The sequence below is a fragment of the Streptomyces argenteolus genome, from assembly GCF_042902585.1.
In the GTDB taxonomy this organism is placed as follows: domain Bacteria; phylum Actinomycetota; class Actinomycetes; order Streptomycetales; family Streptomycetaceae; genus Streptomyces; species Streptomyces argenteolus.
On sequence record NZ_JBIBEG010000002.1, the window covers coordinates 1,208,663 to 1,230,211 of the forward strand.

At 72.5% G+C, this 21,549-nt stretch carries 22 protein-coding genes; 13 read left to right on the top strand and 9 right to left on the bottom strand.

Annotation, left to right across the window (positions count from 1 at the left end; translation table 11 throughout):
* Positions 1-43 precede the first annotated feature (43 nt).
* The 4 genes from ACFY8O_RS11985 to ACFY8O_RS12000 all read left to right on the top strand — a co-directional run bounded on the left by ACFY8O_RS11985 (position 44) and on the right by ACFY8O_RS12000 (position 4,588).
* Complete coding sequence (locus ACFY8O_RS11985; RefSeq protein WP_387900869.1) at positions 44-868, top strand: rhamnogalacturonan acetylesterase; 825 nt, start codon at positions 44-46, stop codon at positions 866-868.
* Positions 869-925: 57 nt separating this feature from the next.
* Positions 926-2,251 (top strand): pectate lyase family protein, encoded by a 1,326-nt coding sequence (locus tag ACFY8O_RS11990; protein ID WP_387900871.1) that lies wholly within the window; start codon positions 926-928, stop codon positions 2,249-2,251.
* Positions 2,252-2,345: 94 nt separating this feature from the next.
* Positions 2,346-3,449: a pectinesterase family protein gene (locus ACFY8O_RS11995; RefSeq protein WP_387900873.1), complete on the top strand. Its 1,104-nt coding sequence runs from the start codon at positions 2,346-2,348 to the stop codon at positions 3,447-3,449.
* Complete coding sequence (locus ACFY8O_RS12000; RefSeq protein ID WP_387900875.1) at positions 3,446-4,588, top strand: dienelactone hydrolase family protein; 1,143 nt, start codon at positions 3,446-3,448, stop codon at positions 4,586-4,588. The genes ACFY8O_RS11995 and ACFY8O_RS12000 overlap by 4 nt, the downstream gene beginning before the upstream one ends.
* Here the strand turns inward: ACFY8O_RS12000 and ACFY8O_RS12005 are convergent.
* The 5 genes from ACFY8O_RS12005 to ACFY8O_RS12025 form a co-directional block, all read right to left on the bottom strand.
* Positions 4,575-5,408 (bottom strand): pectate lyase, encoded by an 834-nt coding sequence (locus ACFY8O_RS12005; protein WP_387900876.1) that lies wholly within the window; start codon positions 5,406-5,408, stop codon positions 4,575-4,577. The genes ACFY8O_RS12000 and ACFY8O_RS12005 overlap by 14 nt on opposite strands.
* A 115-nt stretch (positions 5,409-5,523) precedes the next feature.
* Positions 5,524-6,234, bottom strand: a complete 711-nt coding sequence (locus ACFY8O_RS12010; protein ID WP_387900878.1) for a hypothetical protein — start codon at positions 6,232-6,234, stop codon at positions 5,524-5,526.
* On the bottom strand, positions 6,234-6,806 hold the full coding sequence (locus ACFY8O_RS12015) for a SigE family RNA polymerase sigma factor (RefSeq protein WP_145802513.1): 573 nt from the start codon (positions 6,804-6,806) through the stop codon (positions 6,234-6,236). Before ACFY8O_RS12015 ends, ACFY8O_RS12010 begins: the two co-directional genes overlap by 1 nt.
* Before the next feature lie 378 nt (positions 6,807-7,184).
* A complete protein-coding gene (locus tag ACFY8O_RS12020) occupies positions 7,185-8,636 on the bottom strand; it encodes a peptidoglycan D,D-transpeptidase FtsI family protein (protein ID WP_387900880.1) in 1,452 nt (483 codons plus the stop codon).
* A 107-nt stretch (positions 8,637-8,743) separates the two neighbouring features.
* Positions 8,744-9,514, bottom strand: coding sequence for an IclR family transcriptional regulator (locus tag ACFY8O_RS12025; RefSeq protein ID WP_037691667.1), 771 nt, complete (start codon positions 9,512-9,514; stop codon positions 8,744-8,746).
* 154 nt (positions 9,515-9,668) lie between these two features.
* On the opposite strand from ACFY8O_RS12025, the gene ACFY8O_RS12030 reads away from it, so the two are divergent.
* Complete coding sequence (locus ACFY8O_RS12030) at positions 9,669-11,189, top strand: aldehyde dehydrogenase (NADP(+)) (RefSeq protein ID WP_387900882.1); 1,521 nt, start codon at positions 9,669-9,671, stop codon at positions 11,187-11,189.
* Positions 11,186-11,800, top strand: coding sequence for a DUF1349 domain-containing protein (locus ACFY8O_RS12035; protein WP_387900884.1), 615 nt, complete (start codon positions 11,186-11,188; stop codon positions 11,798-11,800). Before ACFY8O_RS12030 ends, ACFY8O_RS12035 begins: the two co-directional genes overlap by 4 nt.
* Before the next feature lie 196 nt (positions 11,801-11,996).
* Here ACFY8O_RS12035 and ACFY8O_RS12040 read toward each other — a convergent pair whose 3' ends face one another.
* Together ACFY8O_RS12040 and ACFY8O_RS12045 are read right to left on the bottom strand one after the other, a co-directional pair.
* Positions 11,997-12,569 carry a dihydrofolate reductase family protein gene (locus ACFY8O_RS12040; RefSeq protein WP_387900885.1) on the bottom strand — a complete coding sequence of 191 codons (573 nt, stop codon included), beginning with the start codon at positions 12,567-12,569 and terminating at the stop codon, positions 11,997-11,999.
* Positions 12,570-12,708: 139 nt separating this feature from the next.
* On the bottom strand, positions 12,709-13,200 hold the full coding sequence (locus ACFY8O_RS12045) for a mycothiol transferase (RefSeq protein WP_387900887.1): 492 nt from the start codon (positions 13,198-13,200) through the stop codon (positions 12,709-12,711).
* 255 nt (positions 13,201-13,455) lie between these two features.
* On the opposite strand from ACFY8O_RS12045, the gene ACFY8O_RS12050 reads away from it, so the two are divergent.
* The 4 genes from ACFY8O_RS12050 to ACFY8O_RS12065 all read left to right on the top strand — a co-directional run bounded on the left by ACFY8O_RS12050 (position 13,456) and on the right by ACFY8O_RS12065 (position 17,721).
* Positions 13,456-15,174: a PHP domain-containing protein gene (locus ACFY8O_RS12050; RefSeq protein WP_387900889.1), complete on the top strand. Its 1,719-nt coding sequence runs from the start codon at positions 13,456-13,458 to the stop codon at positions 15,172-15,174.
* Positions 15,171-15,692, top strand: a complete 522-nt coding sequence (locus ACFY8O_RS12055; RefSeq protein WP_387900891.1) for a hypothetical protein — start codon at positions 15,171-15,173, stop codon at positions 15,690-15,692. The genes ACFY8O_RS12050 and ACFY8O_RS12055 overlap by 4 nt, the downstream gene beginning before the upstream one ends.
* Before the next feature lie 159 nt (positions 15,693-15,851).
* Positions 15,852-16,589 (top strand): DsbA family oxidoreductase, encoded by a 738-nt coding sequence (locus ACFY8O_RS12060; RefSeq protein ID WP_387900892.1) that lies wholly within the window; start codon positions 15,852-15,854, stop codon positions 16,587-16,589.
* A gap of 70 nt (positions 16,590-16,659) precedes the next feature.
* The gene (locus ACFY8O_RS12065; RefSeq protein ID WP_387900894.1) at positions 16,660-17,721 is read left to right on the top strand and encodes an aminotransferase class V-fold PLP-dependent enzyme; all 1,062 of its coding nucleotides are present in this window, start codon (positions 16,660-16,662) and stop codon (positions 17,719-17,721) included.
* Positions 17,722-17,748: 27 nt separating this feature from the next.
* Here the strand turns inward: ACFY8O_RS12065 and ACFY8O_RS12070 are convergent, their stop codons facing one another.
* Positions 17,749-18,252 (bottom strand): MarR family winged helix-turn-helix transcriptional regulator, encoded by a 504-nt coding sequence (locus tag ACFY8O_RS12070; protein ID WP_387900896.1) that lies wholly within the window; start codon positions 18,250-18,252, stop codon positions 17,749-17,751.
* A 146-nt stretch (positions 18,253-18,398) separates the two neighbouring features.
* Between ACFY8O_RS12070 and ACFY8O_RS12075 the strand changes: the two genes are divergently transcribed.
* From ACFY8O_RS12075 to ACFY8O_RS12085, 3 genes are all read left to right on the top strand, one after another.
* The gene (locus tag ACFY8O_RS12075; RefSeq protein WP_387900898.1) at positions 18,399-19,466 is read left to right on the top strand and encodes an alkene reductase; all 1,068 of its coding nucleotides are present in this window, start codon (positions 18,399-18,401) and stop codon (positions 19,464-19,466) included.
* Positions 19,467-19,556: 90 nt separating this feature from the next.
* Positions 19,557-20,051 carry a MarR family winged helix-turn-helix transcriptional regulator gene (locus tag ACFY8O_RS12080; protein WP_387900900.1) on the top strand — a complete coding sequence of 165 codons (495 nt, stop codon included), beginning with the start codon at positions 19,557-19,559 and terminating at the stop codon, positions 20,049-20,051.
* Positions 20,048-20,500, top strand: a complete 453-nt coding sequence (locus tag ACFY8O_RS12085; protein WP_387900902.1) for a MarR family transcriptional regulator — start codon at positions 20,048-20,050, stop codon at positions 20,498-20,500. Before ACFY8O_RS12080 ends, ACFY8O_RS12085 begins: the two co-directional genes overlap by 4 nt.
* Position 20,501: 1 nt before the next feature.
* Here ACFY8O_RS12085 and ACFY8O_RS12090 read toward each other — a convergent pair whose 3' ends face one another.
* Positions 20,502-21,536: a LacI family DNA-binding transcriptional regulator gene (locus ACFY8O_RS12090; protein WP_145802541.1), complete on the bottom strand. Its 1,035-nt coding sequence runs from the start codon at positions 21,534-21,536 to the stop codon at positions 20,502-20,504.
* Positions 21,537-21,549 lie beyond the last annotated feature (13 nt).

Here is a 21,549-nt window from a genome sequence, read left to right on the forward strand (position 1 = left end):
ACACACCCCCTCACGTTTGTCATCCGAGAGAGGCAGTCATCCTGTGTCACTCACCCGCAGACGGACGGCCGCCGCGCTCCTCGCGCTGCCCCTCGCCCTGAGCGCCACCCCCGCACTCGCGGCCGGCGGCGGGGGCAGGCCGAGGCCCCGGACCCTGCACATCGCGGGCGACTCCACGGCGGCCCAGAAGTACGCCGACGCCGCGCCGGAGACCGGCTGGGGCATGGCCCTCCCGTTCTTCCTCGGCCGCTCCCTCGCCGTCGCCAACCACGCGATGAACGGGCGGAGTTCCAAGAGCTTCATCGACGAGGGCCGGCTCGCCGCCCTCCTGGAGGGCGTCCGCCCAGGCGATCTCGTCCTCGTCCAGTTCGGTCACAACGACGAGAAGACCGAGGACCCCACCCGGGGCACCGACCCGTACACCACCTACCAGGACTGTCTGCGTCAGTACATCGAGGGAGCCCGCGCGCGGCGCGCGGAGCCCGTGCTGATCACGTCCGTCGAACGCCGCCGGTTCGCCGGGGACGGCACCGCCAAGGCCACCCACGGCGAGTACCCCGCCGCGATGCGCGCCCTGGCCGCCCTGGAGGACGTGGCCCTCCTCGACCTCCAGGCGCTCTCCCTGGCCCGATGGCAGGAACTCGGGCCGGACGGGACCCTCGCCTACTTCAACTGGCTCGATCCCGGCGAGTCGCCGAACTACCCGGCCGGCAGGCAGGACAACACCCACTTCGCGCCGAAGGGCGCCGTCGAGGTGGCCCGCACCACCGCCCGCGCGCTGCTGGACGAGCGGGTGCTCGCCCCGCGCGACCTGCGCCGGCTGGACGAGCAGGTCCCCGAGTCGTGGATCACCTGGCCGCAGGCCTGATCCCCGCTCCCTCCCGCACACCTCTCCTTTCCCGCGTACGACAGTTAAGGATTCGCCATGCCCGCACGCATGAGACATGTCCGAGCCATTGCCGTGGTGACGGGCTGTGCCTCGCTCGCCCTCGCCGTGGGCGTCCCCGCCCAGGCGTCCTCCCACGGCAAGGGGATCGAACGCGCGGTCCTGCCCACGGGCGACGGCTGGGCCTCTGCCGACGGCTCCACCACGGGCGGCGCGTCGGCCGCACCCGAGCACGTGTACACCGTGTCCAACCGGGCGGAGCTCATCGCCGCCTTCCAGGAGGCGGGCGACGCGCCGAAGATCGTCAGGATCGACGGCACCGTGCACGGCAACTCCGACGCCGAAGGCACCCCGATCGGCTGCGAGGCCTACCAGCAGGACGGCTACACGCTGGAGAAGTACCTGGCGGCCTACGACCCGGCCGTCTGGGGCAGCGACGCGGTCCCCTCGGGCCCGCTGGAGGACGCCCGCGCGGCGTCCGCGAAGCTGCAGGCCGCCGCCGTCAACGTGAACGTCCCGTCCAACACCACGCTCGTCGGTGTCGGCAAGGACGCCACGATCATCGGCGCCAGCCTTCAGGTGAAGAACGTCTCCAACGTCATCATCCGCAACATCTCGTTCGAGGACACCTACGACTGCTTCCCTCAGTGGGACCCGACCGACGGTGCCCAGGGAGCCTGGAACTCCGAGTACGACAACCTCGTCGTCTACGGGTCCAGCCACGTCTGGGTCGACCACAACACCTTCAGCGACGGTGACCGCCCCGACGCCGGCCAGCCGCACTACTTCGGGCAGATCTACCAGCAGCACGACGGCCTCTTCGACATCGTGCGCGGTGCCGACCTCGTCACCGTGTCGTGGAACGTCCTCAAGGACCACGACAAGACCATGCTCATCGGCAACAGCGACGGCGCCGGCGCGAGCGACCGGGGCAAGCTCCGCGTCACCCTGCACCACAACCTCTTCAAGGACGTGAAGGAGCGCGCGCCCCGCGTCCGCTTCGGCCAGGTCGACTCGTACAACAACCACTTCGTCGTCACCGCCGGCAGCGCCTACGGCTACACGTACGGCATCGGCGCCGAGTCCAAGCTCGTCGCCGAGCACAACGCCTTCACCGTCCCCAAGGGCTTCGACAAGGCGACCATCCTCAAGAAGTGGTCCGAGTCCTCCCTCACCGCGGAGAACAACTACGTCAACGGGCGCACGACCGATCTGGTCGCCGTGCACAACGCGGGCGTGCCCACCGAGCAGCTCACCGAGGGCGCCGGCTGGACCCCGACGCTGCGCACGAAGGTCAGCCACCCGCTGCTCGTCCCCGTACTGGTGGGCCTCAAGGCGGGAGCCGGCAAGGTCTCCGGCCGCTGATCCCTCCTTCCCCCGAACGGCCGGAGCGGCACCGCACCCTTCCACCACCCCGGAAGGCGCCGCTCCGGCCTGCCCCCTCCCCAGGAGTCCCGCAATGCCCAGCAGACGCAGTGCCCTGTCCCTGCTCGCCGGCGCGGGCGCGGCCCTCGCCGTCGGCGCCCCCTCCGCCGGTGCACGGCCCGCCCCTCCTCGCCCGTTCGGACGCTACGGCTCACCCTCCCGGCGCCTCGACGCCCTGACCCTCTACGTCGACCCGCACGGCAGGGGCGACCACACCGACGTGCAGTCCGCCGTCGACGCCGCCACCGGCACCGGTCACACCCTCGTGCTCGCCCCCGGCACCTACCGGGGCCGGGTCACCGTCGGCGCCGCCCGGACCGGGCTCACCCTCATCGGAGCGAGCGGCGACCCGCGCGACACCGTCGTGGTCCACGACACCGCGGCCGGCACCCCCAAGCCCGACGGCTCGGGCACCTACGGCACCAGTGGATCTGCCAGCGTCACGGTGCAGGCCGCCGGCTTCACCGCCCGCGACGTGACCTTCGCCAACGACTGGCTGCGCTCCGACAACCCGGAGTACACCGGGACGCAGGCCGTCGCGATCAAGGTGCAGGGCGACCGCTCGGCGTTCTACCGCTGCCGCTTCCTCGGCCACCAGGACACCCTGTACGCCGACTCCCTCGCCCTGACCGCCTTCGCCCGGCAGTACTACCGCGACTGCTACATGGAGGGTGACGTCGACTTCGTCTTCGGCCGTGCCACCGCCGCCTACGACCGCTGCCACTTCCGCACCCTGACGCGCACGGACCTCGCCTCGGCCCCGTACGGCTTCGTCTTCGCCCCCAGCACCGCGGGAGCCAACCCGCGCGGATACCTCGTCCTGCGCTCGCGGATCACCAGCACCGCCCCCGACGCGTACTACAAGCTGGCCCGCCCGTGGGTGCCCTCGTCGGACCCCACCGCGCACCCGATGCTCACCGTCCGCGACAGCCACCTCGGCGCGGGTATCGACGCGGTCGCGCCGTACGGCACCATGTCCGCCGGCTTCCCCTGGCAGGACCAGCGCTTCGCCGAACACCGCAACACCGGGCCCGGCGCGCGCATCACCGTCCCGGAGAACCGCCCGCAGCTGACCGCCTCCGAGGCCCGCGCCCACACCCTGGCCGGGCACCTGGGCGACTGGCGCCCCTACGCATGAGCCCGGGCCTCACCCAGGGAGTGCTGCCCGCCTTCCACGAGCGGCTCAGGGACGAACTCACCTTCCCGCTCTCCTGGGAGAGGTCCACCATCCGTGACCTCCCGGCCTGGCGCGCCCGGGCCCGCGCCGTGGCCCGGGAGGCACTGCTGCAACCGGCCTGCCCGGGTCCCGAGCCCTTCGGCCCGGTGACGGTCGAGGAACACCGGTCGGCGGCGTACACCGGGCGCACCGTGGAGTTCGCCCTCAGCCGCTACGGACGCGCCCGCGGCTCCCTGCTGGTGCCGCACGGGCCGGGGCCCTTCCCCGCCGTGCTGCTCCTGCACGACCACGGCGCCGAGTTCTCGATCGGCCGCGAGAAGGTGGTGCGGCCCCGCTCGGACCCGGCCCGGCTCGCCCTGGCCACCCGATGGGCGGACCGGTACTACGACGGGCGGTTCCTCGGCGACGAACTGGCCGCCCGGGGGTACGCCGTGCTCGCCGTGGACACCCTCGGCTGGGGTGACAGAGGCCCGCTGGCCTACGAGGACCAGCAGGCCCTGGCCGCCAACCTCATGCAGCTGGGCACCTCGATGGCCGGTCTCGCCGCGCACGAGGACATCCGCGCCGCGGCCTTCCTCGCCTCACTGCCCGAGGTCGACGCGCGCCGGGTCGGTGCGCTGGGCTTCTCCATGGGCGCCTTCCGGGCCTGGCAGCTGGCCGCCCTGACCGACGGCGTCCGGGCGGCGGCGGCCGTCTGCTGGATGACGGGCGTCAAGGAACTGACGGCGCCGGGCGGCAACACCCTGCGGGGCCAGTCCGCCTACCTCATGCTCCATCCCGGCCTGCACCGCCATCTCGACCTGCCGGACCTGGCGTCCCTCGCCGCGCCCAAACCGGCGCTGTTCCTCGCCGGAGGGCGCGACCGCCTCTTCGCACCGGCCGGGGTACGGACGGCGTACGCGAAGCTGCGCGCGGTCTGGGAGGCGGCGGGAGCGGGGGACCGGCTCACCACGACGTTGCGGCCCGAGGCGGGCCACGCCTTCACGGCGGCCATGCAGGACGAGGTCCACGCATGGCTGGACACCTGGCTCGGCGCCCCCGCCGGGTCCGGACCGGGACCCGGCGGGGGCACCACACTGCCGCCTCCTAGTCGTAGCTGAGGTCCGAAGCGGTGTAGCGGCAGTACGTGCCGTCCGGGCCGCTGCCCGTCTCCGTCGGCTCGGCACCGGTGTTGTTGCCGGTGTAGCGGACGCACGGCTTGATCTTCTTGCTGCTGTCGCCGTGGATCCGCACCGAGCGCAGTGCGGCGGTGTCCCCGTAGTTGGTGTTGATGCCGACCAGGGACTTGCCCGGTGCCGTGATGTCGACGTCGTTCACGATGATGGAACGCCGGTACTGGGTGGAGCAGTTGCCGCAGGAACGCACCAGCTTGCCGAAGTCCGCCACCTGGAACTTCGTGATGACCAGCTTGCCCGCGCCGTTGAACTGGAAGACCTTGTCGGAGGCCTTCCTGGCGCCGCCGCCGTACACCGTGTAGACGGAGCCGGTGGACTTGCCCTTGAAGGACGCGGCGTCCTCGCCGACGTCCTCCCACCAGACGTTCTGGATCGTGCAGCTGCCGGAGCAGTGGACGCCGTCGGCGGCCGGCGAACCCAGGACGACGTTCTTGAGCGTCGCCCCGTCGGCCAGCTTGAAGATCGGGCCCTGGCCCTCGTCCTGACCGCCGTCGCCGAGGTCGCCGCTCCCGTAGAAGCGCTTCAGCGATCCGTCGTACGTCCCGGAGACCTCGATGGTCTTCGAGACGGCCTGGCTGCCGGTCGGGCTGGGCCAGGCGGGCACGGCTGCGGTGGCCGCGCCGGCCGGCTGGAGCATCACGTTGGTGGCCAGGGCGGCGCCGGTGAGTCCCAGGGCGGCGGTCAGCGCGGCGGCCATGCGGCGCCTGCCGGGGCGGCGCCGGTGGGTGTGCGCTCGTTCGCTCATGTCGGTCGGTCCGTTCCTCGGGGGTGGGGGTGGGTGTCGCGCTGATGGGTCGCCACCGCCCGCGAAAGGGTTGCCGTGTCATGGTGGGGTCTTCTCCGGGACCGCCCCCGGGCCCTCAGCGGGTGTCGCCGAAGTCCCCGCCCACCGAGGCCGGTCCGCCCGCCGCCCGGGCCCGCGCCGTGTAGTCGTCCCGCCCCGTGTCGCGCACGCCCTCGGCGTGGTTGTACTGCCCCGCGAAGGTGTGCGTGCCGGTCGGCACGCTCCGGCCCGGCTTCAGCGTCCAGCGGTAGACGAGGTAGCCCTCCTCCTCGCGCGCCGTGACCTCGAAGTCCTGCTCCGGCAGGGACCGCCAGGAACCGGTGGTGTTCACACCGCCGTTCAGCGCGACCCGCAGTTCGACGGTGAGCTCGGACAGCGGCTCCGCCGTCTTCACCACCACCTCGCTCTGCGCCCAGTAGTCGCTGCTGCTGGGGTTCAGCGAACCGTCCGACCACAGCGGGCCCCGGCCGGCCGGCAGCGCGGCTCCCCGGGCGGCGGGCGGTGAGGCGGGCGCCGGGGACACGGGCTCGGCGGCGACCCGCTGCCCGCCCGCGGGCTGTTCCGGGCCGGCCGAGGTGACCGCGACCGCACCGGCCGTCAGCACCCCGCACACCGCCACCGTGGCGCCCGCGATCCGCAGCCACGGCATCGGCGGGCGCGGGGCCCGCGCGGGGCGGGCCGACGGCTCCTGGGCCATCCCGCGCTCGATCCGGGCCAGCATCCGCGCCCGGTCGGGCCGGTGCGAAGCGGCGGCCGTGCGCAGCCGCTCCCGCAGCTCCTCGTCCATCAGTGCCTTCCTCCGGCGCGCTGACCCGCAGCCGCCACCTGTACCTGTGCCGCCGGGGTCTCGGGTCCGAGCAGCCGCTGGAGTTCCGCCACACCACGCGAGGTCTGGCTCTTCACCGTACCGACCGAGACCCCGAGGACGAGAGCGGTGTCGCGTTCGGACAGGTCGAAGGCGTGCCGCAGCACCACGCACGCCCGCTTGCGGAACGGCAGCCGCCGCAGGGCCTCCTGGACGTCCACCACCGCCGACACGTCGGGGCCGTCGGCCGTGTAGGCGTCGCCGGCCCCGCGCGGCATCCAGAACAGCGCGATCCTCCGGCGCTCGCGCACCGCGCTGCGGATGCGCGTGCGGGCGAGATTGGCGACCACCCCGCGCGCGTACGCCCCCGGGTGCTCGGCGTCCCTGACCCGGTCCCAGCGGTGCCAGAGGGCCAGCAGCGCGTCGGCTGCCAGGTCGTCCGCCGCATCGGCCTCGCCCGTCAGCAGATGGGCGAGGCGGGCGAGTTCGGTGTAGTGCGCCTCGAAGAACGCATGGAACTCGGCGGCAGCAGCATCGTCAACGACTGTGCCCACGGGTACCTCTTCTCTGCACTGGGATCCCCTGCGCGCTCGAACGGGCTGTGTACGTTCCCAACCCCGTTCGTGGGGCGCGAGCGTACCAATGAGCACCCCGGAAGCGCTTCGACACGGGTGCGCCTCCCAGTAAGGCGTAACACGGCGAAAACCTGAACCCCCTTGCGGCAGGTGAACGACCGGGGTCTGCGCGCCGCCCCCACGACGCCGAGATCCTCCGGGCGTTCACCCGGTGGTGGGCCCGGGCGGTCCTCAGCCGTCGGGCGAGGTCAGCACCCCACGTGCCGGAGCGGATGCCGTACGGGAACAGGCCGCCGGAGAGTTCGGGTAGCGCCCCCGCCCGTGGGCACCGGCCCGGCGGTGCCGACGGGCCAGGACTCAGTCCTTCAGGGCCGCCTTCATCATCTTCTGCGCGACGGGAGCCGCCAGGCCGTTCCCGCTGACCTCGGAGCGGGCCGCCCCCGAGTCCTCGACGACCACCGCGACCGCGACCTGCTCGCCGGTCGAGTCGTCCTTCGCGTACGAGGTGAACCAGGCGTAGGGGGTGTTGCTGTTGTCCACGCCGTTCTGCGCGGTTCCCGTCTTGCCGCCCACCTCGGCGCCGTCGATCCTCGCGTTGCTGCCGGTCCCCTCCTCCACCACGGTGACCATCGCGCTGCGCAACTGCTCGGCCGTCGACGCCTTCACCACACGCTCGGTGTCGCCGTCGGAGTACTCCTGGAGCGTGGAACCGTCGGAGTCCGTCACCTTCGAGACCATGTGCGGCGCGGCCAGCTCGCCGCCGTTCGCGAGGGCCGACGAGACCATGGCCATCTGGAGCGGCGTCGCGGTCACCTCGAACTGGCCGATGCCGGTCAGCGCCGTCTGGGCCTCGTCCATGCCGGACGGGTACACGCTCTGCGACGCCCGCACCGGCACGTCCAGCTTCTCCGTGTCGAAGCCGAAGGCGTCCGCCATCGCCTTGAGCTTGCTCTGGCCGAGATCGGCCGCGACCTTCGCGAAGACGTTGTTGCACGAGTACTGGAGGGCGGTGCGCAGGGTGGCGTTCTCGCAGGGGGCCGAGGGGTTCTCGTTCGACAGGACCGTGGTCGTGTGCGGGAGGGTGTACGGATCGGGGCTGTCCGTGGCCTCGTCGACCGAGCTGTAGAGGCCGTTCTCCAGCGCCGCCGACGCGACCACCAGCTTGAACGTCGAGCCCGGCGGGAGCGGCTGCCGCAGCGCCCGGTTGACCAGGGGCTTGTCCTTGTCGCCCAGCAGCTTCTGCCAGGCGGCACCGTCCGACGTGCCGCTGATGTCCGAGGGGTCGTACGAGGGTGAGGAGACCATGCCGAGGATGCGCCCCGTCTCCGGATCGATCGCGACGGCCGCGCCCCGGTCGTCGCCGAGTGCGTCGAAGGCCGCCTTCTGGACGTCCGGGTCGATGGTCGTCACCACGTCGCCGGGGGCCGCCTGCGCACCGGTCAGCAGATCGGCGGGATTCTTCAGCCGGTCGTCGGTGCCGTCGAGGACATCGCCGTAGATGCCTTCGAGCTGGGTGGCGCCGTAGGCCTGCGAGCTGTAGCCGGTGACCGCCGCGTACAGATCGCCCTGGTCGTAGGTGCGTGCGTAGCGGAGGTCGTCGCCGTCCGTCTCCTTCGAACCGGTGACCGGGGAACCGGCCACGATGATGTCTCCGAGCGGCTGCGCGTACTGCGCGATCACGTTCCGCCGGTTGTGTTCGTCGTCTGCGAGCGCCCGGGCCTCGTACGCCTGCACCCAGGTCGCCCGCACCAGCAGGGCGAGCACCATGAGCAGACAGAAGACCGAAGCGCGCCTGATCGTCTTGTTCATCCCGATGGAGGGACGAACGGGGGCGCCGGGGGCGTTCCCGCCCGTGTTCCTTCTCACCGGTTTCTCAGGAGCGCGGGTCTCCCGGGAGCGCGACAGGCCTCCGGTGCTCAGAGCCGCCGGGTCGCGAGCGTGAGCCGGTCGCGGGCGTCGAAGAGGGCGTCCTTGACCATCTGCTCGTGCGCGGGTGTGAGCCGGGCGACCGGCACCGAGCAGCTGATCGCGTCGCGCGCCGGGGTGCGGTACGGGATCGCCACGCCGAAGCAGCGCAGCCCCAGCGTGTTCTCCTCGCGGTCCACGGCGTAACCCTGCTCGCGGATGAGGTGCAGTTCCTCGATCAGCTTCTCGCGGTCGGTGAGGGTGTGCTCCGTGAGGGCCGGGAGCGTCTCGGGCAGCATCTTGCGGACCTGCTCGTCGCTGTGGGTGGCGAGCAGCGCCTTGCCGAGCGAAGTGGAGTGGGCCGGGAGGCGGCGGCCGACGCGCGTGAAGGGGCGGAGATAGTGCTGCGACTGCCGGGTGGCGAGGTAGACCACGTTCGTCCCGTCCAGCCGGGCCAGGTGGATGGTCTCCGTGGTGTCGTCCGAGAGCCGGTCCAGGGTGGGCCGGGCCGCCGCGACGACCTCGTCGCCGTCGATGTACGAGGTGCCGACGAGCAGGGCACGCACGCCGATGCCGTACCGCGTGCCCGTGGCGTCGGTCTCCACCCAGCCGAGCTCCACCAGCGTGCGCAGCAGCATGTAGAGGCTGGACTTGGGGTAGCCGACGGCCTCCTGGACCGCGGCCAGCGAGTGCATACCGGGGCGCCCCGCGAAGTATTCGAGGAGTTCCACCGTCCGTACAGCGGACTTGACCTGCGCCCCACCAGACTCGGCTACCGACATGCCTTATGCCCCTTCCAGCCCTGTTGTACGACCCTGCGACTTCTTGCCAACACGGAACGCCCGGAAATAGAGTTCCGGTGTATTCACGATCAGGAACGCTGTTCAGAATACCGAACAACTTCTCCTGTGTGGCAGTGGACCGGAAGGAAACACGGTGGCAGCAGCACCAGTCTGGAGCGTCGACCCCCGAACGGGGAACCCGCGTGAGCAGGTTGCGGTGGAGGCTACAGCGGAGGAGGTCGACCGTGCGGTCCGGGCGGCGCACGCCGTGCGCGGCGCGCTGGCCGACCGCACCGTGCGCGCGGCCTTCCTGCGCACCGCGGCCGATCTGCTCGCCGAGGCCCAGGACCGGATCGTCGAGACCGCCGACGCGGAGACCGCGCTCGGCCCCGTCCGGCTGACCGGAGAACTCGCCCGCACGGCCGCGCAGCTGCGGGCCTTCGCGGAGGTCGTGGACGAGGGCGCCTACCTCGACATCCACATCGACCACGAGGACGGCAGCAGGACGCCGCCCTGGCCGGACCTGCGCCGCTACAAGATCCCGCTCGGCGTCGTCGCCGTCTACGCGGCCAGCAACTTCCCGCTCGCCTTCTCCGTCCCCGGCGGCGACACCGCGAGCGCGCTCGCCGCAGGCTGCCCGGTCGTCGTCAAGGCGCACCCCGACCACCCGGCGACGTCCGCGCTCTGCGCCTCGATCCTGCGCACCGCCGCCTCGCGCAACGGCCTGCCCGAGGACGTCGTGAGCGTGCTGCACGGGTTCGACGCCGGCGTCGAGCTGGTGAAGCACCCGCTGATCTCCGCCGCGGGCTTCACCGGATCGATCCGCGGCGGCCGTGCCCTGTTCGACGCGGCGGCGGCCCGCCCCACCCCGATCCCCTTCCACGGCGAGCTCGGCTCGCTCAACCCCGTCGTGGTCACCGAGGCCGCGGCGGCGGAGCGCGGCGAGCAGATCGGTGCCGGGCTCGGCGGCTCGATGACCATGGGCACCGGACAGTTCTGCACCAAGCCCGGCTTCGTGTTCGCCCCGTCCGGCGCGGCCGGTGACCGGCTGCTGAAGTCCCTGACCGAGACGGTCGGCGCCACCGGTGCCGGCACCATGCTCGACCACCGGATGCGGGACGCCTTCGTCAAGGGCGTGGCTGAGCGGGCCGCGCTCCCGGACGTCGAGACCCCGGTCACCCCGGGCGCCGGGGACGAGCACACGGTCTCCGCCGGCTTCCTCACCGTGCCCGCCCGTCGCCTGGCCGAGCAGGGCCCGCACGACGCGCTGCTGGAGGAGTGCTTCGGCCCGGTCACCGTCGTCGCACGCTACGACTCCCCGGACGAGATCACCGCCGTGCTCTCCCGGCTCCCCGGCAACCTCACCGCCACCCTCCAGATCGCCACGGAGGAGGCCGACGGCAGCGCCGCCGGACTGCTCGGCGAACTCACCCCGGTGGCGGGGCGCGTGCTGGTCAACGGCTGGCCGACCGGCGTCGCCGTCGCTCCCGCCCAGCACCACGGCGGCCCCTACCCGGCCACCACCTCCACCTCCACCTCCGTCGGTGCCACCGCGATCGAGCGCTGGCTGCGCCCCGTCAGCTACCAGTCGACGCCCGAGGCGCTGCTCCCTCCGGAGCTGCGCGAGGACAACCCGCAGGGCCTGCCCCGCCGGGTCGACGGGCGGCGCGCATGACCGCCGTGCAGCTCCCCGAGCTCCCCTTCTCCCTGGAACCGACCGGGCCCGACGGCGGATGGACGTACGAGAACGGGGTGCTGACCGGTCTGGCCGGCGCCGAGCAGGACCGTTTCGTCCCGCCGGGCGGAGACGCCGTGGAGCCCGCCACCGACGCGCCGCGGCTGCTGGGCGCGGCCCCGGAGGGCGACTTCCAGCTGATCGCCCGGGTGCGCGTGGGCTTCGAGGCCGCCTTCGACGCGGGGGTCCTCTACCTCCACGTGGGGGAGCGGGAGTGGGCGAAGCTCTGCCTGGAGCTCTCCCCGGAGCTCCCGACGATCTGCACCGTGGTCACCCGGGGGCAGTCCGACGACGTCAACTCCGCCGTCGTGGAGGGTGACACCCACTGGCTGCGGCTGACCCGTAGCGGCGGCGCCTTCGCCTTTCACGCCTCCGCGGACGGCGAGCGCTGGACCTTCGTCCGGGTCTTCACCCTAGGGACGGAACAGGAGCGCGCCGCCGCCCGTATCGGTTTCCTCGTCCAGTCGCCCACCGGCAAGGGCTGCGAGGTGGCGTTCGACCGCATCGCCTTCCGGCCCACCGCCCCCGGCGACCTGCGTGACGGCAGCTGACCTGGCGGACACACAGGGAGGAAGGGCCCGGATCCGAGAGGATTCCGGGCCCTTCGCCCGTCCGGGGCCCGTGCGCCGTCCGGGCTCGCCGTTCCCGTTCCGGATGTCCGGGGACCCCTGCGATCACGCGTCTTTCCGTCCGGGACCCTGGTGGCCTCCCGGCCTGCCGATCCCGCGGCCCGCGGCGGGACACCGGTCAGCGCACGACGTCGAAGACGTTCTTCTGCAGCCCGTTGGCGTACGCCTCGTGCTCGACGAGCTTCAACCGCTGGGTGTCCTTGTCCGTCGCGCTGAACAGGCGCTTGCCCGCGCCGAGCAGGAGCGGGAAGACCAGCAGGTGGTAGCGGTCGATCAGGCCCGCGTCCGAGAGCCCCTGGTTCAGGGTGGCGCTTCCGTGGACGATGATCGGGCCGCCCTCGGTCTCCTTCAGCGCGGCGACGTCGTCGAGCGAGCGCAGGATGGTGGTCTCGCCCCAGCCCGGCACCAGCTCCTGCTCGGTGAGGGTCGTGGACACGACGTACTTCGGCATCACCTTGTAGTCCGCGAAGTCCTCCATGTCCGGCCACACGGGGCTGAACGCCTCGTAGCTGACCCGGCCCATCAGCATCGCGGACGCCTCCTTCTGCTCCCGGCCCTTGATCTCGAAGGCCTCGGGGAGGAACTCCACCTCCTTGAAGGTCCATCCGGAGTTCCGGTACCCGGGCTCGCCCCCCGGGGCCTCCACGACACCGTCGAGCGAGACGAAAGCGGTGCTGATCAGGGTGCGCATCTGAAGTTCCTCGGTTCTCGTGGTGGATCCCAGCGGGTTCGTCCGGTGCGCGCCGCGACCCGTTCGTGCCGCCGCGCACCCCTCATGGTCTTGGACTGCGGCTCCTACGGAAACTCATCGGTCCGGGCCCGCCGTTCCCTCACCGCCGCGCCGTGCTGTTCGCGCCGTCGATCGCCTCCCGGACGATGTCGGCGTGCCCGGTGTGCTGCGCCGTCTCCTGGAGGAGGTGCAGCAGGATCCGGCGTGCCGGCCAGTGGCGTACGACGCCGGGCTCCCAGGGTGTCTCCGGGAGGCGGGCCTCCGCCTCCGGACGCATCCTTCCGGCCGCTTCGTCGGTGGCGCGGGCGGCCTCCTCGTAGGGGGTGCGCAGGCCGGCGACCGTGGCGCCCCCGGGGGTCAGGTACTGGCCCGTGTCCCACATGCCCTCAGGGGTCCGGCCGGTGGTGTCGGTGAGGATCTGCGTCCAGACCCGCTCGGCGCGGGTGAGGTGGTTCAGGATGCCGCCGAGCGTCAGCTCGCTCACGGTGGACCGCTCGGTCAGCTGATCATCCTTCAGGTCCGTCGTGGTGATGAGGAGAAGCCGGCGGGCTTCGCGCAGGGCGGTCAGGATCGCCTCGGTCTCGGGTGTCATGGGGCCACCGTAGGGAGCGAACAGGTCGGAACCTGTCCTCTTTCGGGCGCCTCGACGCCCCTGCCCCGGGCTCGGGACGCCTGCCGTACCGGATGGAGGGCGAGCGGGGACTCCGGGGAGTGGCCGCGCCGGATACGTCCGGCGCCCATCCGAAAGTCGTTCAACGTTCATCTTCTACGTCGAGTCTCCTCGTGCGGCCCGCGCGGGCCGGCGGAACCAGCCGCAGCGGGCGGCCACCCAGCCACGAGGAGCGCCATGGGACACGGGCACGGTCATCACCACCACGACCACGACCACGGTCATGACCACCACCACGACCACCGGCACGAGGCGGCGCCCCTGCCCGCGGCGTTCGACACCTCCGTCCCCGACGAGGAGCTGAACGCCGAACAGCGCTCCCGCCGCAGCCTCCTGCGCCGCGCCGGGCTGCTCGGCGCCGGGGTGGCCGCGAGCAGCGTGCTGGCCGGAGCGGTGAGCGCCCCCGCCCACGCGGACGACCGCTCCGCGCGCCGCGGCACCAAGGGCTTCCTGTGGCTGGCGGGCGACCACCACATCCACACGCAGTACAGCAGCGACGGCAAGTACCGCGTGGTGGACCAGGTCCGTCAGGGCGCGCGGCACGGCATGGACTGGCTGGTCATCACCGACCACGGCAGCGGCACCCACGCCCGGATCGGTGTGGACAAGGTCAACCCGGACATCCGGGCGGCCCGCGCCGCCTACGAGGACACCCTCGTCTTCCAGGGGCTGGAGTGGAACATCCCGGCCGCCGAGCACGGCACCGTCTTCGTGCACCCGGGCAGGAACGAGGTCTCGGTCCTCAAGCAGTTCGAGACCGGCTACGACGGTGCCGTCAGGGGCGCCACCGGCTCGACGCCCGCCAACGAGGCGCTCGCCATAGCCGGCCTGACCTTCCTCTCCGAGCAGGTCGCGCGGCGCAAGATCAAGGACGCCCTGATGCTCGCCAACCACCCGGCGCGCAAGGGCATCGACTCCCCGCACGAGATCCGCGCCTGGCGCGACACCACGCCCGGCGGCCACCGCATCGCCGTCGGCTTCGAGGGCGCCCCCGGCCACCAGGCGGGCGGCCTGCCCGAACCTCTCGGACCCGGTGGCGCCCGTGGCATCTACAACAACAGCCCCGGCAGCGACTCCTTCCCCGGCTACCCGCTGGAGAGCTACCGCACCTGGGGCGGTTTCGACTGGATGACCTCCACCGTGGGCGGCCTGTGGGACAGCCTGCTCGCCGAGGGCAAGCCGTGGTGGATCACCGCCAACTCCGACTCGCACCAGGTCTACGGCGACACGGCGGTCCGCGGCGGCGGCGACTTCGCCGCCGAGGGGCGCTACGACGACCCGGTGTACGGCGGGCGGATCGACGTCACCGAGAACGACTTCTGGCCCGGCTACTACAGCCGCACCCACGTCGGCGCCGAGAACTTCTCCTACGGGGCCGTCATGGACGGCATCCGGGCCGGCCGTGTCTGGGTCGACCACGGTCAGCTGATCAGCGGCCTCGACGTCCGGGTCTCCGGCGGCAGCCGCTGGGCGACCCTGGGCGGTGCCCTCCAGGTCAAGAGGGGCACCCGCGTCACCCTCACCGTGGACGTGACCACGGCCGGCGGCCCCAACTGGGCCGGCTTCCGGCCCACCCTGGCCCGCGTCGACGTCGTCCAGGGGGACGTCACCGGCGAGGTGAAGGACAAGGACAGCTTCACCGCGCCCAGCGCCAGGGTCGTGAAGTCGTACGAGGTGAACAAGGCGACCGGCACCGTCCGCCTCACCTACGACCTGGGCCGGGTCGACCGCCCGGTCTACCTCAGGCTCCGCGGCACCGACGGCAACCGCTCGGCCGTCGGCCAGATGGGCGCCTCCGTCGACCCGGCGGGCCCGGCCATCGACGTCGTCGGTGACGCCGACCCGTGGCGCGACCTGTGGTTCTACTCCAATCCGGTGTGGGTCCTGCCGTCGTGAACCGGCCGCCGTACGCGATCGGCATCGACACCGCCCTGACCGGTCTGCGCGAGGCCGACCGCCTGCTCCAGGACCTGGCCGCGGGGCTGGGCCTCACGGAGGACGTCTTCGGCTGCACCCACCTGGTGCGCGACGGCGGCCGGCCCCGGGTGGCGCTGTCGCTGGGCGCCGGCTCCGAGGCGGTCGTCGAGGGTGCGGGGGCCCGGCTCGCGGACCAGGGGTACGAGGTCAGGGAGGGGCTCTGGGACCAGGCGGGGCGCGCGGTGCTGTATCCCGGCGCCGGTGCCCTGACGGGGACCCTCACCGTCGCCGAGCTGGTGAGCCGTTCGGCGATCCGGCGGGTCCGGGTGCTCGGCAGCGCGGACCCGCCGGATCCCGCGACCCTGCTGGTCACCCGGGAGTTCGTCCGTCCGCACTGGAGCGACGGCGAACTGGTGCTCGCCGCCATGCCCGCGGCGGGCGGGACCCTCGTCCCGTTCGAGGTCCCCGACCCCACGCCCTGCTGCGCGGACCACTGACCAGCCGGCCGGCGGGTCCGCACGGGCCCGCCGGCCAGGCGCGCCCGTGCCGTACGGGCCCGTCCCGGCACCCGGGAATCAGTCGCGCGGTCCGCACGTTGAACCGGCGGCGGAGGCTCCCTCCGCACCGTTGCTGCAGAGGTGGAGAGTAGAAGAGTCATGCGCGTCGAGATATGGAGCGACATCGCCTGCCCGTGGTGCTACGTCGGCAAGGCACGCTTCGAGAAGGGCCTGGCCGGGTTCGCCCACCGGGACGAGGTCGAGGTGGTCCACCGCTCCTTCGAGCTCGACCCCGGCCGGGCCAAGGGTGACATCGAGCAGGTCGTCGACATGCTGGCGCAGAAGTACGGGCGCACCCCCGAGCAGGCCAGGGGGATGGAGGCCAACGTCGCGGCGAACGCGCAGGCCGAAGGGCTCGGTTACCGCGTCGAGGGACGCGACCACGGCAGCACCTTCGACATCCACCGGCTGCTGCACCTCGCCAAGGCCCGGGGCCGCCAGGACGAGCTGCTGACGCGTGTCTACCGGGCGAACTTCGCCGAGGAGCGCTCGGTCTTCGACGACGCGGTGCTGGCCGACCTGGCCGTCGAGGCGGGTCTCGACGCCGACGAGGCGCGTGCGGTGCTGGCCGACCCCGAGGCGTACGCCGACGACGTACGGGCGGACGAGCGCGAGGCCGCCGAGTTCGGCGCCAACGCCGTGCCGTTCTTCGTGCTCGACCGGCGCTACGGAATCTCCGGCGGGCAGCCCGCGGAGGTCTTCGCCCAGGCACTGGAGCAGGCCTGGAAGGACCGCCAGGTGCCCGGCCTCACCCAGGTCGGCGGGGACGCCGCGGCCTGCGATGTGGACGGATCCTGCGAGGTGCCTCAGCAGGAGGCGGCCGACCAGCGCGTATAAGGATGTCTAGGACGTGCCGTTCGAATCCGCGTAATTGACGGGGAGTTGGGCGGCCGTCAGGCTGGCGCGCATGGAGACTTCTGCGCTCGACCGGGCACGGGCCACCGAATTCGCACCCGAGACCACCTATCTCAACACCTCCACCTGCGGGTTGCTGCCCCGCCGGACCGTCGAGGCCGTCACGTCGCTGGCCGGCGAGAACGCCGCGGGAACCCGGGCCGGCGCGGGCAGCCTCGAGCGGGTGGACGCCGCCCGGGCGGGCTTCGCCCGGATCGCCGGGGTCGGCGCCGACCGGGTGGCCACCGGCGGTTCCGTCGCCGCCCATGTGGGGCTCGTCGCCGCCTCGCTCCCCGCTGGTGCCGAAGTCCTGGCTCCCGAGGGGGAGTTCAGCTCCGTCGTCAGCCCTTTCGCCGTGCGTGGCGACCTGAAGATGCGGTACGTCCCGCTGGCCGGGCTGGCGGAGGCGGTACGGCCCGGGACCTCGCTCGTCGCGTTCTCGGCCGTCCAGTCCGCCGACGGCCGGGTCGCCGACCTGGACGCGATCCGTGCCGCCGCCGCCGAGCACGGGGCCCGGACCCTGCTCGACGCCACCCAGTCGGCCGGCTGGCTTCCCCTGGACGCGGGGGCCTACGACTACACGGTCACCGGCGGCTTCAAGTTCCTGCTGTGCCCGCGGGGCGCCTCCTTCCTCACGGTGACCGAGGAGGCGCAGGCGACCCTGCCCGCCCTCTACGCGGGCTGGGTCTCGGCCGAGGACCCCTGGAACAGCACCTACGGACCGGTGGAGCAGCTGGCGTCCACCGCCCGGCGCTTCGACGAGCCGGTCGCGTTCCTCTCCTACCACGGCGCCGAGCGGTCGCTGGAGCTCCTGGCCGAGGTCGGACCCGACGCGCTGTACGCCCATGCGACCGGGCTCGCCGCCCGCCTGCGGGAAGGGGCGGCGTCGCTCGGGCACGAGGCGGTGCCCGGGACCTCCGCGATCGTCGCCCTGCCCGGACTCGGTGGCCGGGAGCCGGATCTGGCCGCGGCCGGGGTCATGGTCTCGGCCCGGGCCGGGAACCTGAGGGCGGCCTTCCACCTGTACAACACCGACGCGGACGTCGACCGGGTGCTGGACGTGCTGTCCGGCTGAGCGGGGACGTGCTGTCCGGCCGGGCGGCTACCGCCCGGAGCAGTCGCCGGCCTCCCGGCAGAGGTTCTCCTCCACCTTGCCGAGCAGCCTGATCAGTTCGGCGCGCTCCGCCGGTTCCAGTCCCGCGAGGGTGTGCTCCTCCAGGCTCGACCAGGCGTCGCACACCTCGGTGCGCAGGGCGCAGCTCTCCAGGGTGGCCTCGACCAGGACGGCCCGCCGGTCGTCCGGGTCGGGGCGGCGGCGTACGTGCCCGGTCTGTTCGAGGCGTTGGAGCATCTTGGTCACGGTGGAGGGGTCGAGATCCATCGCCTTGATCAGCTCGGCCTGGCGGACCGCCCCCGTGTCCCACAGGTGCATCAGCAGGAACTCCTGCCCGGGGTAGAGTCCGAGCCCCCGGAGCAGCCTGCCCGCCGCGTTCCTGTGCAGCCGGGCGACCCGCGAGACGGCATGGCTGACGGGGCCGCCCAGAGCCGTGCTCGGAAGTCCGCCGGTGCAGGCGGGATCGGCGGCCTTGGTGCTGTCGGGTTGCATCGGGACTCCTCGGGGCGGTGTCGCTGCCCGGTCCGCCGCCGGGTTCATGACGTCCTCGTGAACTTTACCTTGGTCGGCCAATTAATGGGTTACAGTGGCCGCGGCTCATTACTTGGCCGACCATGTAATTTTCGACGGAGGCACTCATGACCACGGTGTTCGACCCCATCGACCTCTCCGGCACCCCGCTCGCCAACCGCATCGCCCTCGCCCCCATGACGCGCAGCCGGGCCGGCGAAGGGGGTACGGCCACCGATCTCACCGTCGAGTACTACACCCAGCGCGCCTCCGCCGGGCTGATCATCACCGAGGGCATCCAGCCCTCCGTGGTGGGGCAGGGTTACCCCTCCACCCCTGGCCTGCACAGCGCCGAGCAGGTCGCCTCCTGGCGCAAGGTCACCGACTCCGTCCACGCGGCGGGCGGCAGGATATTCGCCCAGATCATGCACGCGGGCCGGATCGGCCACCCCGTCCTGCTGCCGGACGGGCTCACCCCGGTCGCCCCCTCCCCGGTGACGGCGCCCGGCCAGGTCTACACGCACGTGGGGCCGAAGGACTTCGTGGCACCGCACGAGCTCACCGACGCCGAGATCCGCGCGACGACGGCCGACTTCGCCACCGCCGCCCGCAACGCGATCGAGGCGGGCTTCGACGGGGTCGAGCTGCACGGGGCCAACGGCTATCTGATCCACCAGTTCCTGGCCCCCAACACCAACCTGCGCACCGACGGATGGGGTGGCTCCGACCAGGCGCGCATCCGTTTCGCCGTGGAGGTGACCAAGGCGGTCGTGGCCGAGATCGGCGCCGGGCGGACCGGGCTGCGCATCTCGCCCGGCAACCCCTACAACGGCATCGAGGAGCCTGAGCCCGACGCCGTCTACCACGCGCTCGTCGCGGAGCTCGAACCGCTCGGCCTCGCCTACCTGCACGTACTGGAGCAGGCCGACGGCCGTGAGCTGACGCTCGCGCTGCGCAAGAAGTTCACCGGAACCCTCGTCATCAACGTCTTCTCCGACGGGCCGACCGGCCCCGGGCACCACACGGTGATCGACGACGGCATCGCGGACGTCATCTCCTACGGCGCGCTGTTCCTCGCCAACCCGGACCTGCCTGCCCGGCTGAAGGCCGGCGGGCCGTTCAACACCCCGGACCCGGCGACCTTCTTCGGCGGGGGCGCGGAGGGCTACACCGACTACCCGGCACTCCCGGTCTGAGCCCGATCCCCGGGGGCGGGCGTACGGGCCCGCCCCTGGGGGGGCGAAGAAACAGTAGCCATGGACATAGTAGCTATGTACTCTATTTCCATGAGCAAGGGTTCACCGGGTCCCACGCCCGGATTTCTGGTGTGGCGGCTCGCCAACAAGTGGCGGGTCGCGGTCGATCGTGCGCTGGCCCCGCTGGGCCTCACCCACGCGCAGTACGCGGTGGTCGCGTCGCTGTACGGCATGGCACGCGCCGGGGAGCGGCCCAGTCAGCGCAGGCTCGCCGACCACACCGGCATGGAGGCGCTGTACGTCTCGAAGCTGGCGCGCGCCCTGGAGACGGCCGGCCTGATCGAGCGCACCCGTGATCCCCGCGACCCGCGTGCCGTGCAGCTCACCCTCACCGACGGGGGCCGGACCGTCGCCCGGCAGGCCGTGGAGACGGTCCAGGAACTGCTCCAGCAGTTGCTGGAGCCGCTCGGCGGCCTCGACTCGGCGCGGACCCGCGTGTTCACCGACGAGCTGACGACCCTGCTCGACGCACCTCTCGCTCCATCCGTACCGACCGACGAGAGCACCCAGGGGAGAACACCATGACCACCACCGCACCCGCCGCGGACGCCCGCACCCTCGGCCTGGCCCACTACGCCGCCCGCGGCGTCCAGGAACACGTCCTGGCGCGGCACGGCGCCACCTTCCAGCAGCAGATCACCCTGCGCGCCGCCGTCACCGCCGACGCCCCGATGACCGCGGACGCACTCGTCGCCCAGGTCAAGGAGTACCTCAAGGCCGATCCGGCCGGGATCCGCGTCACCCTCGACGAGCTGCTGGCCGGACAGCTGCTCGTCGCGGACGGCACGCACCTGCGCCCGACCGAAGCGGGGCGTGCGCTGATCGCGGCCGTCGGCGCGGAGACCGCCCCTTTGTCCGCCCGCATCTGGGCGGGCATCCCGGCCGACGACCTGGCGGCAGCCGGGCGGGTGCTCGCCCTGGTCACCGAGCGCGCGAACGCCGAGCTCGCGGCACTGGCCGTCCGACCCGCCTGACCTACGCCGACTCCCGGCGTACCAGTTCGGTGGGGAGGATGACCGCTGCCGGGTCCTCCCCGCCGATCTGCGCCAGCAGCACCCGGACCATCTCCGCGCTGATCCGGTCCCACGGCTGACGGACCGTCGTCAGCTCCGGCCGGGCCGCGAGCGCCGCGGGGGAGTCGTCGAAACCGCCGATCGCGATGTCCTGCGGCACCCGCCGGCCCGCCCGCTCCAGAGTGCTCAGCACCCCCTGCGCCATCAGGTCGGACGCGACGAACACCGCGTCCACGTCCGGCGCCCGCTCCAGCAGCAGCGCCGCCGCGGCCTCGCCGCCCGCCCGGCTGTAGTCGCCCGGCACGATCAGCGACTCGTCCACCGGCAGCCCGCACTCGGCGAGCGTCTCGCGGTAGCCCGCCAGCCGGTCCACACCTCCCGGGGTGTCCAGCGGCCCGGTGACGGTGGCGATCCTGCGGCGCCCCGACTCGTACAGGAAGCGCACCATGTCCCGCGCTCCGTTGCGGTCGTCCGCCGCCACATAGCTGACCCGCGACCCCTGGCCGAGCGGCTTCCCGCACGCCACCAGCGGTACGCCGGCCTCGTGCAGCTGGGCCGCCACCGGGTCCCCCGAGTGGTTGGATACCAGCAGCACCCCGTCCACGTGCCCGGCGATGTAGCGCATGTTGCGGCGCCGCTCCGCCTCGGTGCCCGCGATCATCAGCAGCAGCGGGATGTCGTGCGCGGCGAGGGCGGTGGTGCAGCCGCGCAGCAGCACGTTGAAGTTCGGGTCCTCGAAGAAGCGCTCCTGCGGCTCGGTCAGCAGGAACGCCACCGAGTCGGAGCGGCCCGTGATCAGGGAGCGGGCATGCCGGTTGACGGTGTAGCCGGTCCGGCGGATGGCGGACTGAACCGCTTCGAGCGCGGCCGGGCTGACGTTGTGACCGCCGTTGAGCACCCGGGAGACGGTGCCCCTGGAGACTCCGGCCTCCCGGGCGACGTCGTGGATCGTCGGAGGCCTGCGGCGTCCCGCGCCGTTCTGTTCTGTGCGGCTCATGGTGCTTGATCTT

What these genes read in the sequence shown, in the direction of transcription:
- ACFY8O_RS12050 (WP_387900889.1), top strand. Translation starts at nt 13,456, where the DNA reads ATGGGACACGGGCACGGTCATCACCACCACGACCACGACCACGGTCAT.
- ACFY8O_RS12070 (WP_387900896.1), bottom strand. Translation starts at nt 18,252, where the DNA reads ATGCAACCCGACAGCACCAAGGCCGCCGATCCCGCCTGCACCGGCGGA.
- ACFY8O_RS12010 (WP_387900878.1), bottom strand. Translation starts at nt 6,234, where the DNA reads ATGGACGAGGAGCTGCGGGAGCGGCTGCGCACGGCCGCCGCTTCGCAC.
- ACFY8O_RS12065 (WP_387900894.1), top strand. Translation starts at nt 16,660, where the DNA reads ATGGAGACTTCTGCGCTCGACCGGGCACGGGCCACCGAATTCGCACCC.
- ACFY8O_RS12000 (WP_387900875.1), top strand. Translation starts at nt 3,446, where the DNA reads ATGAGCCCGGGCCTCACCCAGGGAGTGCTGCCCGCCTTCCACGAGCGG.
- ACFY8O_RS12090 (WP_145802541.1), bottom strand. Translation starts at nt 21,536, where the DNA reads ATGAGCCGCACAGAACAGAACGGCGCGGGACGCCGCAGGCCTCCGACG.
- ACFY8O_RS12080 (WP_387900900.1), top strand. Translation starts at nt 19,557, where the DNA reads ATGAGCAAGGGTTCACCGGGTCCCACGCCCGGATTTCTGGTGTGGCGG.
- ACFY8O_RS12025 (WP_037691667.1), bottom strand. Translation starts at nt 9,514, where the DNA reads ATGTCGGTAGCCGAGTCTGGTGGGGCGCAGGTCAAGTCCGCTGTACGG.
- ACFY8O_RS12005 (WP_387900876.1), bottom strand. Translation starts at nt 5,408, where the DNA reads ATGAGCGAACGAGCGCACACCCACCGGCGCCGCCCCGGCAGGCGCCGC.
- ACFY8O_RS12035 (WP_387900884.1), top strand. Translation starts at nt 11,186, where the DNA reads ATGACCGCCGTGCAGCTCCCCGAGCTCCCCTTCTCCCTGGAACCGACC.
- ACFY8O_RS12060 (WP_387900892.1), top strand. Translation starts at nt 15,852, where the DNA reads ATGCGCGTCGAGATATGGAGCGACATCGCCTGCCCGTGGTGCTACGTC.
- ACFY8O_RS12075 (WP_387900898.1), top strand. Translation starts at nt 18,399, where the DNA reads ATGACCACGGTGTTCGACCCCATCGACCTCTCCGGCACCCCGCTCGCC.
- ACFY8O_RS12085 (WP_387900902.1), top strand. Translation starts at nt 20,048, where the DNA reads ATGACCACCACCGCACCCGCCGCGGACGCCCGCACCCTCGGCCTGGCC.
- ACFY8O_RS11995 (WP_387900873.1), top strand. Translation starts at nt 2,346, where the DNA reads ATGCCCAGCAGACGCAGTGCCCTGTCCCTGCTCGCCGGCGCGGGCGCG.
- ACFY8O_RS12020 (WP_387900880.1), bottom strand. Translation starts at nt 8,636, where the DNA reads ATGAACAAGACGATCAGGCGCGCTTCGGTCTTCTGTCTGCTCATGGTG.
- ACFY8O_RS12040 (WP_387900885.1), bottom strand. Translation starts at nt 12,569, where the DNA reads ATGCGCACCCTGATCAGCACCGCTTTCGTCTCGCTCGACGGTGTCGTG.
- ACFY8O_RS11990 (WP_387900871.1), top strand. Translation starts at nt 926, where the DNA reads ATGCCCGCACGCATGAGACATGTCCGAGCCATTGCCGTGGTGACGGGC.
- ACFY8O_RS12045 (WP_387900887.1), bottom strand. Translation starts at nt 13,200, where the DNA reads ATGACACCCGAGACCGAGGCGATCCTGACCGCCCTGCGCGAAGCCCGC.